Origin of the sequence: Kitasatospora sp. NPDC057015 (assembly GCF_042673745.1) — a bacterium.
Taxonomy (GTDB): Bacteria; Actinomycetota; Actinomycetes; order Streptomycetales; family Streptomycetaceae; genus Kitasatospora.
The window spans coordinates 53,471-68,853 of sequence record NZ_JBHUSG010000053.1 but is presented as its reverse complement, the minus strand read 5'-3'; the positions used below and the strand labels follow the sequence as shown (position 1 = coordinate 68,853).

13 protein-coding genes are annotated in these 15,383 nt (G+C 74.8%); 4 read left to right on the top strand and 9 right to left on the bottom strand.

Features of this window, described 5'->3' with window-relative positions:
• Positions 1-181 precede the first annotated feature (181 nt).
• The 5 genes from fusA to ACFTWP_RS34615 all read right to left on the bottom strand — a co-directional run bounded on the left by fusA (position 182) and on the right by ACFTWP_RS34615 (position 6,895).
• Positions 182-2,302, bottom strand: coding sequence for an elongation factor G (fusA, locus tag ACFTWP_RS34635; RefSeq protein ID WP_380268990.1), 2,121 nt, complete (start codon positions 2,300-2,302; stop codon positions 182-184).
• 489 nt (positions 2,303-2,791) lie between these two features.
• Entirely contained in the window at positions 2,792-4,369 is a 1,578-nt protein-coding gene (locus ACFTWP_RS34630) for a phytoene desaturase family protein (protein WP_380268989.1), read from the bottom strand.
• Between the two features lie 131 nt (positions 4,370-4,500).
• Positions 4,501-5,172, bottom strand: coding sequence for an enoyl-CoA hydratase-related protein (locus ACFTWP_RS34625; protein ID WP_380268988.1), 672 nt, complete (start codon positions 5,170-5,172; stop codon positions 4,501-4,503).
• Positions 5,173-5,390: 218 nt separating this feature from the next.
• A complete protein-coding gene (locus ACFTWP_RS34620; RefSeq protein WP_380268994.1) occupies positions 5,391-5,933 on the bottom strand; it encodes a hypothetical protein in 543 nt (180 codons plus the stop codon).
• A gap of 167 nt (positions 5,934-6,100) precedes the next feature.
• A complete protein-coding gene (locus tag ACFTWP_RS34615) occupies positions 6,101-6,895 on the bottom strand; it encodes an SDR family NAD(P)-dependent oxidoreductase (RefSeq protein ID WP_380268987.1) in 795 nt (264 codons plus the stop codon).
• Between the two features lie 754 nt (positions 6,896-7,649).
• Here ACFTWP_RS34615 and ACFTWP_RS34610 point away from each other — a divergent pair.
• Both ACFTWP_RS34610 and ACFTWP_RS34605 read left to right on the top strand, forming a co-directional pair.
• Positions 7,650-8,168, top strand: coding sequence for a GNAT family N-acetyltransferase (locus ACFTWP_RS34610; RefSeq protein ID WP_380268986.1), 519 nt, complete (start codon positions 7,650-7,652; stop codon positions 8,166-8,168).
• 345 nt (positions 8,169-8,513) lie between these two features.
• On the top strand, positions 8,514-9,155 hold the full coding sequence (locus tag ACFTWP_RS34605; RefSeq protein ID WP_380268984.1) for a GAP family protein: 642 nt from the start codon (positions 8,514-8,516) through the stop codon (positions 9,153-9,155).
• 123 nt (positions 9,156-9,278) lie between these two features.
• On the opposite strand, the gene ACFTWP_RS34600 is transcribed toward ACFTWP_RS34605, so the two are convergent.
• Both ACFTWP_RS34600 and ACFTWP_RS34595 read right to left on the bottom strand, forming a co-directional pair.
• Positions 9,279-9,935, bottom strand: coding sequence for an HIT family protein (locus ACFTWP_RS34600; protein ID WP_380268982.1), 657 nt, complete (start codon positions 9,933-9,935; stop codon positions 9,279-9,281).
• Positions 9,932-10,507: an NUDIX domain-containing protein gene (locus ACFTWP_RS34595; protein ID WP_380268981.1), complete on the bottom strand. Its 576-nt coding sequence runs from the start codon at positions 10,505-10,507 to the stop codon at positions 9,932-9,934. Before ACFTWP_RS34595 ends, ACFTWP_RS34600 begins: the two co-directional genes overlap by 4 nt.
• 825 nt (positions 10,508-11,332) lie before the next feature.
• Here ACFTWP_RS34595 and ACFTWP_RS34590 point away from each other — a divergent pair.
• Entirely contained in the window at positions 11,333-12,091 is a 759-nt protein-coding gene (locus ACFTWP_RS34590; protein WP_380268980.1) for a GNAT family N-acetyltransferase, read from the top strand.
• 116 nt (positions 12,092-12,207) lie between these two features.
• Complete coding sequence (locus ACFTWP_RS34585; RefSeq protein ID WP_380268979.1) at positions 12,208-13,131, top strand: glutathione S-transferase C-terminal domain-containing protein; 924 nt, start codon at positions 12,208-12,210, stop codon at positions 13,129-13,131.
• A 113-nt stretch (positions 13,132-13,244) separates the two neighbouring features.
• On the opposite strand, the gene ACFTWP_RS34580 is transcribed toward ACFTWP_RS34585, so the two are convergent.
• Complete coding sequence (locus tag ACFTWP_RS34580) at positions 13,245-14,075, bottom strand: alpha/beta fold hydrolase (protein WP_380268978.1); 831 nt, start codon at positions 14,073-14,075, stop codon at positions 13,245-13,247.
• Between the two features lie 140 nt (positions 14,076-14,215).
• Complete coding sequence (locus tag ACFTWP_RS34575; RefSeq protein WP_380268977.1) at positions 14,216-15,175, bottom strand: TIGR01777 family oxidoreductase; 960 nt, start codon at positions 15,173-15,175, stop codon at positions 14,216-14,218.
• Between the last annotated feature and the right edge of the window lie 208 nt (positions 15,176-15,383).

Here is a 15,383-nt window from a genome sequence, read left to right as displayed (position 1 = left end):
GCCGGCTCCGGCACGCGGGGGGGCCCCTCGGGCGGCCGGGGGGGCGGGCCGCGGGGGGGGTGCGGCGGGGGCGCCCCGACCCGGCCGCACACCTCACCGGGGCCGGCCCCGGACCTCCCGCCGGACCTCCCGCCGGCCCGTCCCCCGGCCCGGGCGCCGTCCCCGGGGTCCGCCGGCGGTGCTACCGGGCGGCCCGGCCGGCGGCCGGCTCCGCCGGTGCGCCCGGCGCGGGCGCGTATCCGGTGGGCCGGGTGCCGAAGGTGCCCCGGCCCTGGGTGCGACTGCGCAACCTGGTGGCGTAGCCGAAGAGTTCGGCCAGCGGGACGGTCGCGGTGAGCACCGCCGTCCCGCCCCGGGCGGTCGAGCCCGAGACCCGCCCGCGCCGGGCGGCCAGGTCGCCCAGCACCCCGCCGACGGCGTCCTCGGGCACGGTGACCGTGACCTCGACCACCGGCTCCAGGAGCGCCATCACGGCGGACCGCAGCGCCTCGCGGAGCGCCAGCCGTCCGGCCGTGCGGAACGCGAGCTCGGAGGAGTCCTTCGGGTGGGTGGCCCCGTCGGTGAGCGTCACCCGGAGGCCGGTCACCCGGTGACCGCCGAGCGGGCCCTCGGCCAGGGCGTCCCGGCAGCCGGCCTCCACCGCCCGGACGTACTCCTGCGGCACCCGTCCGCCGACCACGGCAGACCGGAACTCGAACCGCCCCGCCCCGTCGGCGCCGCCGACGGGGTCGGGCCCGGCGAGGGCCTCCAGCGGCTCCACGTCGAGCACGACATGGGCGAACTGGCCTGCTCCTCCCTCCTGTTTGACGTGCCGGAACACCAGCCCGGACACCCCGCGGACGACCGTCTCCCGGTAGGAGACCTTCGGCCGGCCGACACCGACCTCCAGCCCGTGGGCGCGGCGGATCTTCTCCACCGCGACCTCCAGGTGCAGCTCGCCCATCCCCGAGAGCAGCGTCTGGCCGGTCTCGGGATCGCTGCGCAGCGCCAGCGACGGGTCCTCCTCAACCAGTCGTGCCAGCGCCGCCGTCAGCCGGTCGGACTCGGTGCTCCGGCGCGCCTCGACCGCCACCGAGACGACCGGTTCGGCCACCGAGGGCGGTTCGAGGAGCAGCGGGGCCGAGGGCAGGCAGAGGGTGGCCCCGGCGCGGGCGGCCTTCGGCCCGACCACCGCGACGATGTCCCCGGCGACCGCCCGGTCCACCTCCGCGTGCCGGTCGGCCTGGACCCGGAGGATCCGGCCGATCCGCTCGGTGCGCCGTGCGCCCACGTCCAGCACCGCCTCTCCCTTGTGGATGGTGCCCGAGTAGACCCGCAGGTAGGTCAGCCGCCCGGTGGCGGTGGAGTTCACCTTGAACACCAGTGCCGCGAACGGCGCCGCCGGATCGGCGGGCCGCCACTGCTCGGCGCCGCCGTCGGTACCGCGTACGGCGGGCACGTCCAGCGGTGACGGCAGGTAGGCGACGACGGCCGCCAGCAGCGGTTCGATGCCGCGGTTGCGGTAGGCGGAGCCGCAGAGCACCACCAGGCCCTCGCCGGTCCGGGTGAGGTCGCGGAGCGCCGCGACGAGGGTCGGTGCGCTGAGCGCGGAGTGCGCGCAGAACTCCTCCAGCGCGGCCGGGTGGAGCTCCGCGACCGCCTCCTCGAGCAGCCGGCGGCGGCGCCGCGCCTCCTCGTCGAGGTGGTCCGGCACCGGGCCCTCCACCGGGGTGTCGCCGCCGTCCGGCCAGGTGAGCGCCCGCATCCGGAGCAGGTCCACCACTCCGGTGAAGCCGTCCTCCCGGCCGATCGGCAACTGGACGACCAGCGGGGCGGGATGGAGCCGCTCGCGGATCGAGTCGACCGCGGTGTCGAGGTCGGCGCCCGTGCGGTCGAGCTTGTTCACGAACGCGATCCGCGGCACGCCGTGCCGGTCGGCCTGACGCCACACCGACTCGCTCTGCGGTTCGACCCCCGCGACGGCGTCGAAGACCGCGACCGCGCCGTCGAGCACCCGCAGCGAGCGCTCCACCTCGTCGGCGAAGTCGACGTGACCCGGGGTGTCGATCAGGTTGATCCGGTGGCCGTCCCAGTCGCAGCTCACGGCCGCGGCGAAGATGGTGATGCCGCGGTCGCGCTCCTGCGGGTCGAAGTCGGTGACGGTCGTGCCGTCGTGGACCTCGCCCCGCTTGTGGGTGGCGCCGGTGAGGTAGAGGATCCGCTCGGTGACGGTGGTCTTGCCGGCGTCGACGTGGGCGAGGATGCCCAGGTTCCGGACGGCGGTCGGCGCGGTGGCGGGGTGAGGGTGCAGGTCGGTGCGCACGGCTCGTGGCCTTTCGGGGTGATGCGCGGACGGGGCGGCGCGATTCCCGGGACGAACGGGCCCGTGCGGGCCGGTGGAGACCCTGCCCGAGGCGGCCCGTTCGGGTCACCGCTCGTTCGGGCGGCCCGGCAACGGGCGCGCAGGGGTCAGGAGTTCGTCGCGGAGAGCCGGTGCCGGCCGCGCAGCGGGCACCGGGCGCACGAGGACACCAGGATCACCTCGAACCGGGACGGGGGGACGACGACAGCGGTGCGGTAGCGCACGGCCGGTCTCCCCTCACTCGTCACGGGGCGCACCGCTACGTGGGCGGCGGTACGCGCTTCGACGGCGAGTGTAGGCAGTCGGGTGCCGGCCGCGCACCGCAATAAACCGCCGCGCCCGCGGATGCGCCCGGGAACACCGTCACCGAGCCGATCCGCCCCGCGCCAGGGCTGCCTGACGGACCGTCCGGATAATCCGGTTCGACCGGCGTCACTGTCGCGGCGGCGGTCAGCGCCCGAGCGCCGCCATCGCCGCGTTGTGTCCGGGCACCCCGCTGACGCCGCCGCCCCGGACGGCGCCGGCGCCGCAGAGCAGGACGTTGGCGTGGCCGGTGGCCACTCCCCACCGGTCCTGCGGGTCGCCGTACGGGAACTGCAGGTCGCGGTGGAAGATGTTGCCGCCGGGCAGACCCAGTTCGCGTTCCAGGTCGAGGGGCGTCTTCACCTCGATGCACGGCCGCCCGTGCTCGTCCGTCGCGAGGCAGTCGGCGAGCGGCTCGTCGAGGTGTCCGTCCAGTGGCGCCAGGACGGCCCGCAGGGCCGCGTCCCGGGCGGCGTCACCGTCATCCGTGAACAGTCGGGCGGGCAGGTGCAGGCCGAACAGGGTCAGCGTCTGGTAGCCCTTCGCCACCAGCTCGGGGCCGAGGATCGACGGATCGGTGAGGGAGTGGCAGTAGATCTCCGACGGCGCGACCGACGGGACGCGACCGGCGGCGGCCTCCCGGTACGCCGTCTCCAACTCGCTGTAGGACTCGGCGATGTGGAAGGTGCCGGCGAAGGCCTCGCGCGGGTCCACCGCGGTGTCCCGGAGCCTGGGCAGGCGCTTCAGCAGCATGTTGACCTTCAGCTGGGCGCCCTCGGGCTCCGGGCCCGCGGGGGCCTCGCCCAGCAACCGGGCGAGGACCTGGGGCGCCGCACCGCACAGGACCTGGCGGGCCCCGACCGTGCGCTCGCCGGCCGCGGACCGGAAGGTCACCTCGGCCTGCCGTCCGTCGGTGGCGACCGCCGTCACCTCGCAGCCGGTCCGGAGCTCGGCGCCGGCCGCCCGCGCCGCGGTGTCCAGGGCCCCGGTGAGCGCGCCCATGCCGCCGACGGGCACGTCCCAGTCCCCGGTGCCGCCGCCGATCACGTGGTAGAGGAAGCAGCGGTTCTGACGCAGGGAGGGGTCGTGGGCCTGGCTGAAGGTGCCGATCAGGGCGTCGGTGAGGACGACCCCGCGGACCAGGTCGTCGGTGAAGCTGCGCTCCACGGCCTCGCCGATCGGGCGCTCGAAGAGCGTCTCCCAGGCGGCCGGGTCGGCCACCCGCTCGCGCAGTTCCGCTCGCGTCGGCAGCGGCTCGGTGAGGGTGGGGAACACCCGCCCGGCCACCTGGCGGGTCATCCCGTAGAAGGCCTGCCAGGCGTCGAACTCGCGCTCCGACCCGGTCAGTTCGCGGAAGGCCGCGGCCGTACGGGCATCGTCGCCGGCGTCCACCAGCAGCCCGGTGGGCCGCCCGGCCCGGGTGGTCGGGGTGTACGAGGAGATCCGCCGCCGGCGCAGCGTGAGGTCCAGGCCCAGCTCGGCGACGATCTTCCGCGGCAGCAGGCTCACCAGGTACGAGTACTGGGACAGTCGCGCCGGGACGCCGGCGAAGGCCCGGGTGGAGACCGCCGCCCCGCCCGTCCGGTCGAGCCGCTCCAGCAGGAGCACGCTTCGGCCGGCGCGGGCCAGGTAGGCGGCGGCGACCAGGCCGTTGTGTCCTCCGCCCACGATCACCACGTCGTAGGCGGAGCGGGCGGGGGCGCGGTCGGCCGGTTCGGGCTGCATGCCGCCGTCCTATCAGGGGCCGGGGCGGTTGGCCAGAGTCCTGGTCCGATCGGGCGCGGGCGGGCGGCGGCCCGGAGCGCCGCGGCCGGCCCGCGCCCGAGGTGCCCGGCCCGGGGGGCTGGCCGGTGGCCTCAGCCCAGCGCGATGTCCTTCTCGCGCAGCGCGTCCAGGACCGGTGCGTACATCCGGGCCTTGATGGTGCCGAGGGTCGGCCCGGCCTTGGTCGTGTGGGCGGCGGCGATCTCGACGGCGGTCCGGCGTACGGCGTCCTCGTCCGCGGTCCGGTCGACCACGGCGGCGGCGAGTGCGTCGTGGCCGCCGTAGCGCCGGGCGGTGGTCATGGCCTCGTGGGCGGTCTGCGGGGTCAGCCGGGCCTGGATCAGCGCCGACATGCCCGCCGTGAACGGGATCTCGATCTCGGCCTCGGGCAGGCACCAGTAGCCCCGGTCGCCCCGCATCACCCGGAAGTCGTGGGCCAGCGAGAGCATGGCGCCGGCCGCGAAGACGTGCCCCTGCAGGGCCGCCACGGTGACCACGGGCAGGGTCAGCACCCGGGCCAGCAGGTCCTGCACGGCGCCGACGTACTCACCGGCCTGCTCGGCGTGGGCGAACAGCCAGTCCAGGTCGAGACCGTTGGAGAAGAACTTCCCGCTCGCGGCGGTCACCAGCGCCTTCGGCCCCGAGGCCTGCTCGACCTCGTCGAGCAGGGTGTTGACGGAAGCGATCCAGTCGGGGTGGAAGCGGTTCTCGGTGTTGCCGATGTCGAGGATGAAGACGTCGTCCTGGCGGTCGAGCGCGGGCATGGCTGCTCCTTCGTCCGGTTCGTCCGGAGGTGGGCGGGTCGGTGCCGGTCCCGGTGAGTTACTGGCAGGTAACTACGGTGGATCGCATCGTACATAACCCCGGCCCGGCTGTCCGCCCCCCGGCGCTCCGCCCAGGCCCGTACGCCCTCGCCCGCTCCGCCGACGCCCCTCCGTCCGCTCCGCCGACGCCCGTCCGCCCCCGGGTCGCCCGCGGCGCCTCACGACGCGCTGTCGACCCGGACCTCCTGCAGCAGCCCCCAGGTGAAGTCCGCCGTGCAGGCCAGCGGTTCGCCGGTCGGACCGGGAACGACGAAGTCCGCCTGCCAGCGGGTCGGCGCACTGCCCTCGCGCGGAACGGCGGACGGGAAGGCCGCGGCCAGGTCCGAGACGACACAGCTCCACGGGGTGAGATCGGCCGGGCCGCGCAGCGCCGGCGGCGGCGAGCCGGCGGCGCGCACCAGCCACTCGTTGAGCACCGGGGCGCCGCCCGCGGGCCCCCCGGGGCCGAGCAGCACCTCGAAGCGCAGGTCGGGCCAGAGCGGCAGCGCCCACTGCCGGGCCGTGCAGGTGAGATCCCCGAAGCGCAGCGGCCGGCTCGACTCCGGCGGGCCGAGCACCAGCGGGTGGCGGCGAGCCCCACCCGGGAACCGGGGCGAGCGGATCATCGCCTGCCACTGCCGGTTGGCCTCCCGCAGCTCCGCCCTGGTCGCCCCGAGCCGCCGTACCGCCCGCTCGACCAGCTCCGGGTTGAAGTCGGCCATCCGCCGCAGCAGCACGAGCTGGAACTGCGTGGTCGAGAACCCCTGGACTGCCACCGGCCCAGGCTACCGCCGGCCGAGCCCGGCGGGCCGCGGAAGGCCGCGGCGGGCCTCTTCTCGCGTCGGTCGGTCCGGTCCGGTCCGTCGCTCGTTCGGGCCGGCCGCGCGGCTCACGGCAGGATGGAGTCCACGTAGCCGCCGTCCACCCGGACGGCCGCGCCGGTGGTCGCCGAGGCCTGCTCGGAGCTCAGGTAGACGACGAGGTTCGCGATCTCCTCGGGCTCGATCAGCCGGCCGAGCAGGGACTGCGGGCGGTACTCCCGCATGAACTCCCGCTGCGCCCGGTCCCAGGGGAGGTCCCGGTCGACCAGCGAGTACACGAAGTCCTCGATGCCCTCGGTGTGCGTGGGGCCGGCGATGACGGAGTTGACGGTGACCCCGCTGCCGGCCGCCTCCTTCGCGAAGCCCCGCGAGACCGCCAGCAGGGCGGTTTTGGACATCCCGTAGTGGATCATCTCGGTCGGGATCACGATCGCGGAGTCGCTCGCGATGTTCAGGATCCGGCCCCAGCCCCGCTCCGTCATCCCCGGCAGGTAGGCGCGGATCAGCCGCGCGGCGCTGAGCACGTTGGTGTCGAAGTACTCGCGCCAGAGCGCGTCGTCGATCTCCAGGGCGGGCGTGGGCCCGAAGATCCCGAGGCTGTTGACCAGGACGTCGGCCCGGGGGACGGCCGCGCACAACTGCTCGGCCCCTTCCGCGAGGGTCAGGTCGCCGGCCACGGCGGTCACCTCCGCGGTGGGGACGACCCGGCGCAGCTGCTCCTCCGCCCGGCGCAGCCGGGCCTCGGCGCGCCCGGTCAGCACCACCCGTGCGCCGGACCGGGCCAGACCCGTCGCGATGGCCAGGCCGATGCCCTGGGAGGAACCGGTGACGACCGCGGTCCGGCCGGCCAGATCGATCTGCACACGCTCTCCTGAGGGGGAGGGGGCGGGGCACGCAGGTCCTTCCGGCGTCACGACCCCCGAGTCAGGACCAGTCTGTCGATCCGACGTCGGCATCGCGCCACGCCGCGCCCGACCGGGCCCGACACCCGCCCGGAAGGACTGACGGGGGCGTTCGCGGCTACTTCCGGCGGGGCGCGGTTGCGGGCACCCGCCGTCGGAGGGATCGTGGAAGGAGCTGATCAGTGGGCTCCGCCGAGGCGGAGCGCGACCCGACGGCGGGCGGACGCGCGGCCACCGGGTACGCAGCAGACACGAAGAACGCAGCAGACACGAAGAACCACGAACAACGAAGAACGATCGAAGAACCACGAACAACGCAGGAATCGTAGGACGCAAGACCAACGAGACGCACGAACCCTACGGAACGCACGACTCGTACGGGACGACGTACGAACGCAGCACCGTCGCTCCGCCGCGGCGGAGCCGAGCCGGACGCCCGGGGCGAGAGCCCGAAGTCCGGCAGGGGCCGCTGTCACGGCCCAGTGAATGCCTCTCCGCTGTGGGCGGAGAGCCCGAAGGCCCGGTCGGAGAGCCGGGCCTTCGCCCGTTCCGGCGCCGGCCGAGTACGAGCGGCCGAGTGCGAGCGGGTGGGTGGTGGCGCGGGCGGGCAGCGGCGACCGGATCACCGCGGTGGCGGCATCGGCCCGGCGACGGCCCGCCGTCGCGCCGGAGGCCGCGATTACCGAATCGGCCCCGCAGTCGACAGGATGGGGCCATGACCGAGATTCACACCCCCCGGCTCGTCCTCCGCCGCTGGACCGACGACGACCTCGTACCGATGGCGGAGATCAACGCGGACCCGGTGGTCATGCGCTTGATCGGCGACGGCACCGTGCTCGACCTGGAGCAGACGGCCGAGGCGATCGAGCGCTGGGAGGAGGAGTGGGACGAGGAGGGTTTCGGCCTCTTCGCCGTGGAGCTGCTGGCCTCCGGCGAGCTCGCCGGGTGCGTCGGCCTCACGGTGCCCGACTTCCTGGGGGAGGTGGCCGTCAGCTGGCGCCTCGGTCGCGCGTACTGGGGCCAGGGGTACGCCTCGGAGGCCGCGCACGCCGCCCTGGAGTTCGCCCTGGAGGACCGGGGCCTGGACCGGGTCCTCGCCGTCGTCCGCGTCGGGGACGCGGCCTCGCAGAGCGTCCTGGACAAGCTCGGCATGGAACTGGACCGCGAGATGGAAGACCCGGAGTTCGGGTATCCGATCCGGGTTCACGCCATCGACCTCACCCAGTACTCCTGAGCCGGGACAGCTGAGCCCCCGGAGCTGAACCCGGCCCTCGGCCCTTCGGCCCGCTTCGGCGGACGGGATCCCTTCGGTGCCCGCCTCGCCCGTCCGTCGAGCGTTCCCGTCCGACCGTTCCCGTCCGACCGTTCCCTCCGACGGGTGACCGGGCCGCGGGGGGAGGGGGCCGCACGGGCGTGTCCGCCTTGACGCGGCTCCGACCGGCCCGCAGGCTCCCGAGGAGGAGGCCGGGACGATCCGCGCCACCGCCGCCCCGGGGCTCCCGTTCCGTCCACCGGCGGTGGTCCGCGGCGGCGACCCGGACGGAACGAGGAGGCGGACTGTGGGGGTGACCTCGGGCGGATGATTCTCGACCTCTTCCTCATCGGGCTGGCGATCACGCTCGAACCCGTGCCGGTCACCACGTTCATCCTGTTGCTGACCGCCCACCGGGGCGTGATCAAGGGGCTCGCGTTCATCCTGTCGTGGCTGGCCAGCCTGGTCGTGGTGATCGCGGTGGTGCTGTTCTGCACGGGCGGCTCACCGCCACACGCGAACAGCGCGCCGTCCACCGCGGCGCTGGCCGTGAAGCTCGCCATCGGGGTGGGGCTGATCGCCTTCGGCGTCTACCGTCGGCGCCGGGCGCCCCGGCCGCACCGCGATCCCGCCTGGCTCGCCAGGCTGCACGAGGTCTCGGTCTGGACGGCCGCGGGCCTCGCGGTGCTGGTGCAGCCCTGGGGCCTGGTGGGCGCGGGTGCGGCCACCGTTCTGGACGCGAACCTCTCCGACGCCACCACCTGGGCGGCCCTCTTCCTCTTCTGCGTCCTCTGCTCGGCCAGCCTGCTCGCGATGGAACTGCATGCGACGTTCGCACCCGAGGCGGCCCAGGCCCGGCTCGGGCGGCTCCGGACCTGGCTGACCAAGCACCAGGAGGAAGCCATCATCACCCTGTCGCTGCTGATCGGCCTCTGGCTGGTCGGCAAGAGCATCTACCAGCTCGTCTGACGGTCCCGGCGGCTGCCGGCGGCCCCGGAGCAGTCCGCCGGAGCAGCACGACGGAGCCGAACGCCGGCGCAGGACGACGGCGCAGACCGCCGCAGCAGGACGACGGGGACCCCGCCCCGGCGATCAGTCGCCGCCCGGCCCGGACAGCTCCCGGCGCAGCGCCCGCGCGATCTCCTCGGCCTCCTGCTCGCCCACGGCGAGGACCCCCTGCCGGCTGGTCATCAGCGCGTGGTACTCCTGCTGCTCGTACGGGACGCCGGGCGGCAGGGCCGCCACGTGCCAGTGGACGTGGGCGTAGCCCTGCATGCTCCCCAGGCTCAGTACGTACAGGCGCTCGGTCGGAACGACCCGTGCCAGGGCGGTGGCGACCCGATGGACGACCAGCTGGAGTGCGAGGTAGGCGTCCTCGTCGAATCCCCGGACGGCGTCGACGATGTGCGCCCGCGGGGCGACGAGCAGCTTCCCCAGCAGGGTGGGGTAGCGGTCGAGGAAGGCGACATGGGTGCCGTCGTCGTAGACGATCCGGTGCTCGAACCCCGGCTCGCCGGCCAGCATCGCGCAGACGAAGCAGGGTCCGCTGCGGGCCCGCTCCTTGTACGCGGCGGCGTCGAACGCCGCCCGGGCCCCTGCGCCGTCTCCCGCACCGGTCTCGGGTCCCGCCCCTGCTTCGGCCCCCGTGCCCGCTTCGGCCCTCGCCGCCGCTTCGGCCCCCTCTCCCGCTCGCGCTCCGGTTCCCGCGACGGCGGGGCGGGGCGACGGGTCACCGGGGCGGTCGCTCACGCGGGCCATCCGGCCGCGGACAGCCGGTGCCCGACGGCGATCTCGCGCAGGGCCCGCGCCGTGTAGTCGACGACCGGTTCCGGCAGGCCGTCCAGCGGCCACCAGCGCAGCTCGTGGCACTTCTCCGGTTCGCGGTTCTCCACCCGACCGGTGTAGGCGGGCGTCCGGAAGAACAGCTGGAGCCGCCCCTCGTTCTCGCCTTCGTCCAGGTCGTGCAGCACGTGCAGGAGCTCCAGTCCGGCGGGGTCGATCCCGATCCCCAGCTCCTCCCGCGCCTCGCGCGCCATGCCCTCGGCGACGCTCTCGCCCGATTCGAGGTGACCGGCCGGCAGATGCCACCACCCGTCGGCGAACGAGGAGTTCCGGCGCCGGCCGAGCAGCACCAGCCCGCTGTCCAGCAGGACGAGGTGCAGGCCGACCGCGGTGCGGTACGGCCCCGCCGAGGCCGCGCGGGCCGCGGGCACCGCCGGCTGCCGGTCGCTGAGGCCCGGCGGCTCGGGTGTTGCGGCGGGTGCTGTGGCGGGTGTCGCGGCGCGCGAGCGGTCGGGGGACTGGTCGGACTGAACGGACATCTGAGTCGTCCTCGCACCGGAGTGTGGATGGGGGCACCGCCACCGTAGGCACGGCGCCGGGCCGGGCGGAACTCCATCGTCGGTGTCCCACCCGTTCCGGTGAGCGCGGGGCGGCGGTGTTCGACCGCCCGGGGGCCGGCCTCGAACAGCGGCCTTCGAACGCCCGCCCTCGAACGCCGGCACCCGGCGCGGACCGGGCCGTCGGGGTACGGATCCGGTGGACCGTGCCCACGGGGCCGGTCGCGGGATGTACGGTGGTAACCGTCGTAGCGGCAGCTGAGACAGGTCGGTCATGCGAACTCGTGAACTGCGTTCCGAGCGGACGTCCCTGGGGCGTCCGTCGCTCACCCGCGCCGTGACCTGCCGCCCGAGCGCGCGATCCCGCCGCCTGAGCGGGGGGACGACCCTCGTGTGCCGCCGCTGGATCGACGGCGTCGGCTCACCGACCGGCCTCTGTCGCCCGTGACGATCCGTCACGCCCTGCCCGGAGAGATCCGCTAGCCAGCACGGTCGCGTCCGTACCCGGGCCTGCCTGCCCCACGAGCGGACGCGTCACGGGCACCCCGACCGTCCGGGCCGCCCGGCGTGCCGCCGAGGAGCTCCGTCACCCGTACCCGCGGCGCCCGGGGTCGACCCGTCCAGCGCCGACTCACCGACCACTCAACCCGTCACCACCGAGCCGTCACCACCGAGCCGTCACCGCCGAACCGACCGTCGCAGCGCAGTCCGGTTCCCCGCCGTCCTTCCGAGGGCCGGGGTGCCCGACGGCCGCCGCGCCGCCGCGCCGGAGCCGGCGACCCGCAACAGAACGAGGAACGAATCCGCATGCCCATCTCCGACACGCTCATCGCCGACGAAGGACCGTCGGCGCCCTCCCCGGCGGGGATCGCCGGCGGCCACCCGCTGGACAACGCCGTCCTGGCCGCCCTGCTCGGGCCGCACGCCCGGCTCGCCGAACGGCGCGGCGACGTGCTGCGCTACCCGGCCGACGTCTCGCCGTTCGTCGCCCTCCCGGACCAGGCCGACGAGGCGCACTGGCAGGACCTGGCCGACCTGCTGGAGCCGGGAGCCGCCGCGGTGGTGACGGGGGATCGGCGGACGCCGCCGCCGCACTGGGAGGTCGTGATGAACGGCTCCGGCGTCCAGCTGGTGGACGACGGGGTCGCCGCCGCGCCGGACCACGAGGCCGTCCCGCTCGGCCGGGCCGACGTACCGGAGATGCTGGACCTGGTCGCGCGCGCCCAGCCCGGCCCCTTCCTGCCGCGCACGATCGAGCTCGGCAGCTACCTCGGCATCCGGCGCGGCGGCGTGCTGGTCGCGATGGCGGGCGAGCGCCTCCACCCGCCGGGCTGGACCGAGATCAGCGCGGTCTGCACGGCCGAGGAGTACCGCGGGCAGGGGCTGGCGACCCGGCTCGTCCACGCCGTCGCGCACGGCATCCGCGAGCGCGGGGAGACGCCCTTCCTGCACGCCGCGGCGAACAACACCAACGCCATCCGGCTGTACGAGTCCCTGGGGTTCCGGCTGCGCCGCGAGACCAACTTCCTCGCCGTCAGAGCCCCCGGCGGGTCGCCCCGCGAGTGACCCCGCCGCCGGGGCCCGGGCCGGCCCGCCACGCGGACGGCGGGCCCGCCCGGACCCGGCAGCCGTTCCCACCCCGACCGACCACAGGCAGTTCACCCACAGGAAGGACGTCTGGCATGAGCCGGATCCCGCAGTTCGCCAGCCCCGTCGACACCGCCGCGCACGGCGAGTACCGGATCAACCGTGCCCCCGGTGACGAGCGGCCGCTCTACCGCTTCACCGGGCGGATCACCGCGGACGGGAGCAGCGGGTTCCCCGCCGAGCCCGGCCGCTACCACCTGTACGCGGGCTGGTTCTGCCCCTGGGCGCAGCGCGTCACCATCCAGCGGGAGCTCAACGGGCTGCAGGAGGTGATCTCGGTCTCGTACGTCGACGGCGTCCGGGACGGTCGCGGCTGGGCGTTCCGGGAGACCCACGGGCCGGACCCGGTGAACGGGTTCACCCTGCTGCGCGAGGCCTACGAGGCGACCGAACCCGGCTTCGACGGGCACATATCGGTGCCGACGCTCTGGGACCGGAAGACCGGCCGGATCGTCAGCAACGACTTCGCCGGCATCGGCGTCGACCTCGCCACCGAGTTCGGTGGCTGGAGCAACGGTGCGAACCTCTACCCGGAGGAGCTGCGGCCGGAGATCGAGGAGCTCGACGCCTGGCTGGGCACGGCGGTCAACCGGGGGGTGAGCGCCGCCGCCGGTGACGGTCCCGCCGCGGTCGAGGCCCGCGCCGCCCTGCTGGCGGCCTTCACGGAGCTCGACGCGCGGTTGGAGAAGCGTCGCTACCTGCTGGGCGACCGCCTCACCGAGGCGGACGTGCGGCTCTGGGTGACGCTGGCCCGGTACGACGTGTCGGTCAACGCCACCCGCGCCGTCAGCCCCGGGCTGGAGGAGTTCCCGCACCTGTGGGCCTACGCCCGGGACCTCCACCGCCTGCCGGCCTTCGCCGCCACCACGGACTTCGCCACCTTCACCGCCCCCGGGGCGACGCTGCCCGACTGGGACGCCCCGCAGGATCGGGAGGCGCTGGCGGGCGTCGCAGGCTGACGCTGCGCCGGCCCGCTCGCGCCCGGCCCGCTCCCGCCCCGCCCGGCCCGCTCCCGCCCTGCGGCAGCCCCGCCCCCGCCCGCCGAAGGAAGGCGGGCGGGGGCGGCGCCGTCTCAGCTCTCCCGGCCGGCCGGGTCCAGGGGTGCGAGCAGCGGTGAGGCGCTCCCCTCCAGCAGGACCCGGGCCACCAGCTCCGGGTTGTCGCCCATCGGGACGTGTCCGCAGTCCACCAGGGGGACGAAGCGCGCGGCGGGCAGCAGCAGGCGGGCCCGGCGGCCCTGACCGTTGGGCAGCAGCCGGTCACGGGTGCCCCAGGCGATGGTCACCGGGACGTCGGACGGCAGGTCGGCGGGGAACCGCGAGGCCAGTTCGCCGCCGCCCGCGTGCAGGGTCTGCCGAAAGCCCGGCGCGTCCAGCAGCGCCCTGGTGTCCAGCATGAGTTCGCGCGGGTCGAGGTGCTCGGGGCGGCCGTAGATCATGCCGAACATGGCCTTGCGGCCCCGGGGGTGCTCGGCCAGCCGGGCCCGCAGGGTCTCCGGCGTCCGGGCGGCGAGCCGGTGCAGGTTGAGCATGCCCGAGGCGTACAGGAACCCGGGCCGCTGGAAGAATCCGGCGGGTGAGAGGGCGGTGGCCGAGGAGGCCAGACCGTGCCGGGCGGCGTGCAGGGTGAACAGGCCGCCGAGCGAGTTCCCCGCCACGTGCGGCCGCACGACGCCGATGGACGCCAGGAAGTCGCCGAGCACCGTCATGGCGCTGTCGACGGTGTAGGGCAGGCCGGCCGGCAGCGGCGGGGAGGCGCCGAAGCCGGGCAGGTCGACGGCGATCACCTCCCGCTCGCGGGCCAGCAGGTCGAGCACGGGCTTCCATCCCTGATGGCGGTGCCCGATGCCGTGCAGGAGTAGCAGCGGCGGGCCGTCGCCCCGGCGCTCGTGTACAAGGTCCATGGCCTTGAGCGTAGAGCTGAGTTACCCGCCGGTCACCTGGTTGTGAGAATTTCTGTCAACTGTCGATCGTCGACCGTTGGCCGTCGTGTCGTCGGGCCTTCATGTCGTCGTGCGGTCCTGCCGTCGCTTCGGTCGTGCCGTCAGGCTGTCGGGCTGCGCCGGGCGGCGCGCACCTGTCGGACGAGGTCCCGGGCGGCGGCCGGCCATCGGGGGTGCTCGAAGCCGAAGCCGGCCTCCAGCAGGCGGCCGGGCGTGACCCGACGGCTCTTGAGCAGGAGTTCGGTGTCGGAGCGCAGCGCGAAGGCGCCGATCTCGGCCATCCACCGCGTCGCCGGCAGCCCGACCGGAACGCCCCAGGCGGTGCGGATCGCCCGCATGAACTCGCGCTGCGGCAGCGGCGCCGGCGCGGTGAGGTTGACCGGACCGCTGATGTCCTCCCGGGCGGCGAGGAACTCGACGGCGCGGACGAGGTCGCGCTCGTGGATCCACGACATGTACTGGCCGCCGCCCGCCAGCGGTCCGCCCACGCCGAGCCTGGCCAGCCGCAGCAGGGCGTCGAACGCGCCGCCGGCGTCCGGGCTCATCACCATGCCGGTACGCAGGGCGACCTTGCGGGTCCGCGGCGTGTCGGCCTGCTGCTGGGCCAGCTCCCAGGCCTTGGCGATGTCGACGCTGTTCGCCCAGTAGTCCGGAACGCCCGGCTCGTCGCCGCCGATCACGCCGGTCGCCTCGTCGTTGGGCGCGTCGAAGCGGTGCGCGTAGACGGTGGCCGTGCTCATCTGCAGCCACACTGGGGGAGGGGCGGCGGCGCTCGCGATCGCCTCGCCCACGATCCGGGTGGAGTGCACCCGGGAGTCCGTCATCTCCCGCAGGTTGGCCGGGGTGTAGCGGCAGTTGACGCTGCGCCCGGCGAGGTTGACCACGAGGTCGCAGCCGTCCACCTGCTCGGCCCAGCGCCCCAGGGTCCTGCCGTCCCAGCCGACCTGGCGGGCGTCTGCGGGCCGCCTGGTCAGGATGACGACTTGGTGGCCGGCGCCGGTCAGGGCGCGGTCCAGGATCGCGCCGACCTGCCCGGTTCCTCCGGGTATCACTATCTTCATCGGGCTCCCCCTCGGTGAGTGGGGCGATCGTAGCCCAAATATGAACGTGTTCAAAATACTGTGGAGGCAGAGTCCGGACGGTGGGCCCGGGCCGTGGTCGTGCGGGTGGGGCCACCGGAAACCTCCGCTTCACGCCCGCGGGCCCGGCCGGAAACACCCACTGCCTACCGTTCCCGCACACGGGCCCACGGGTCCGCGGACGCGGGCC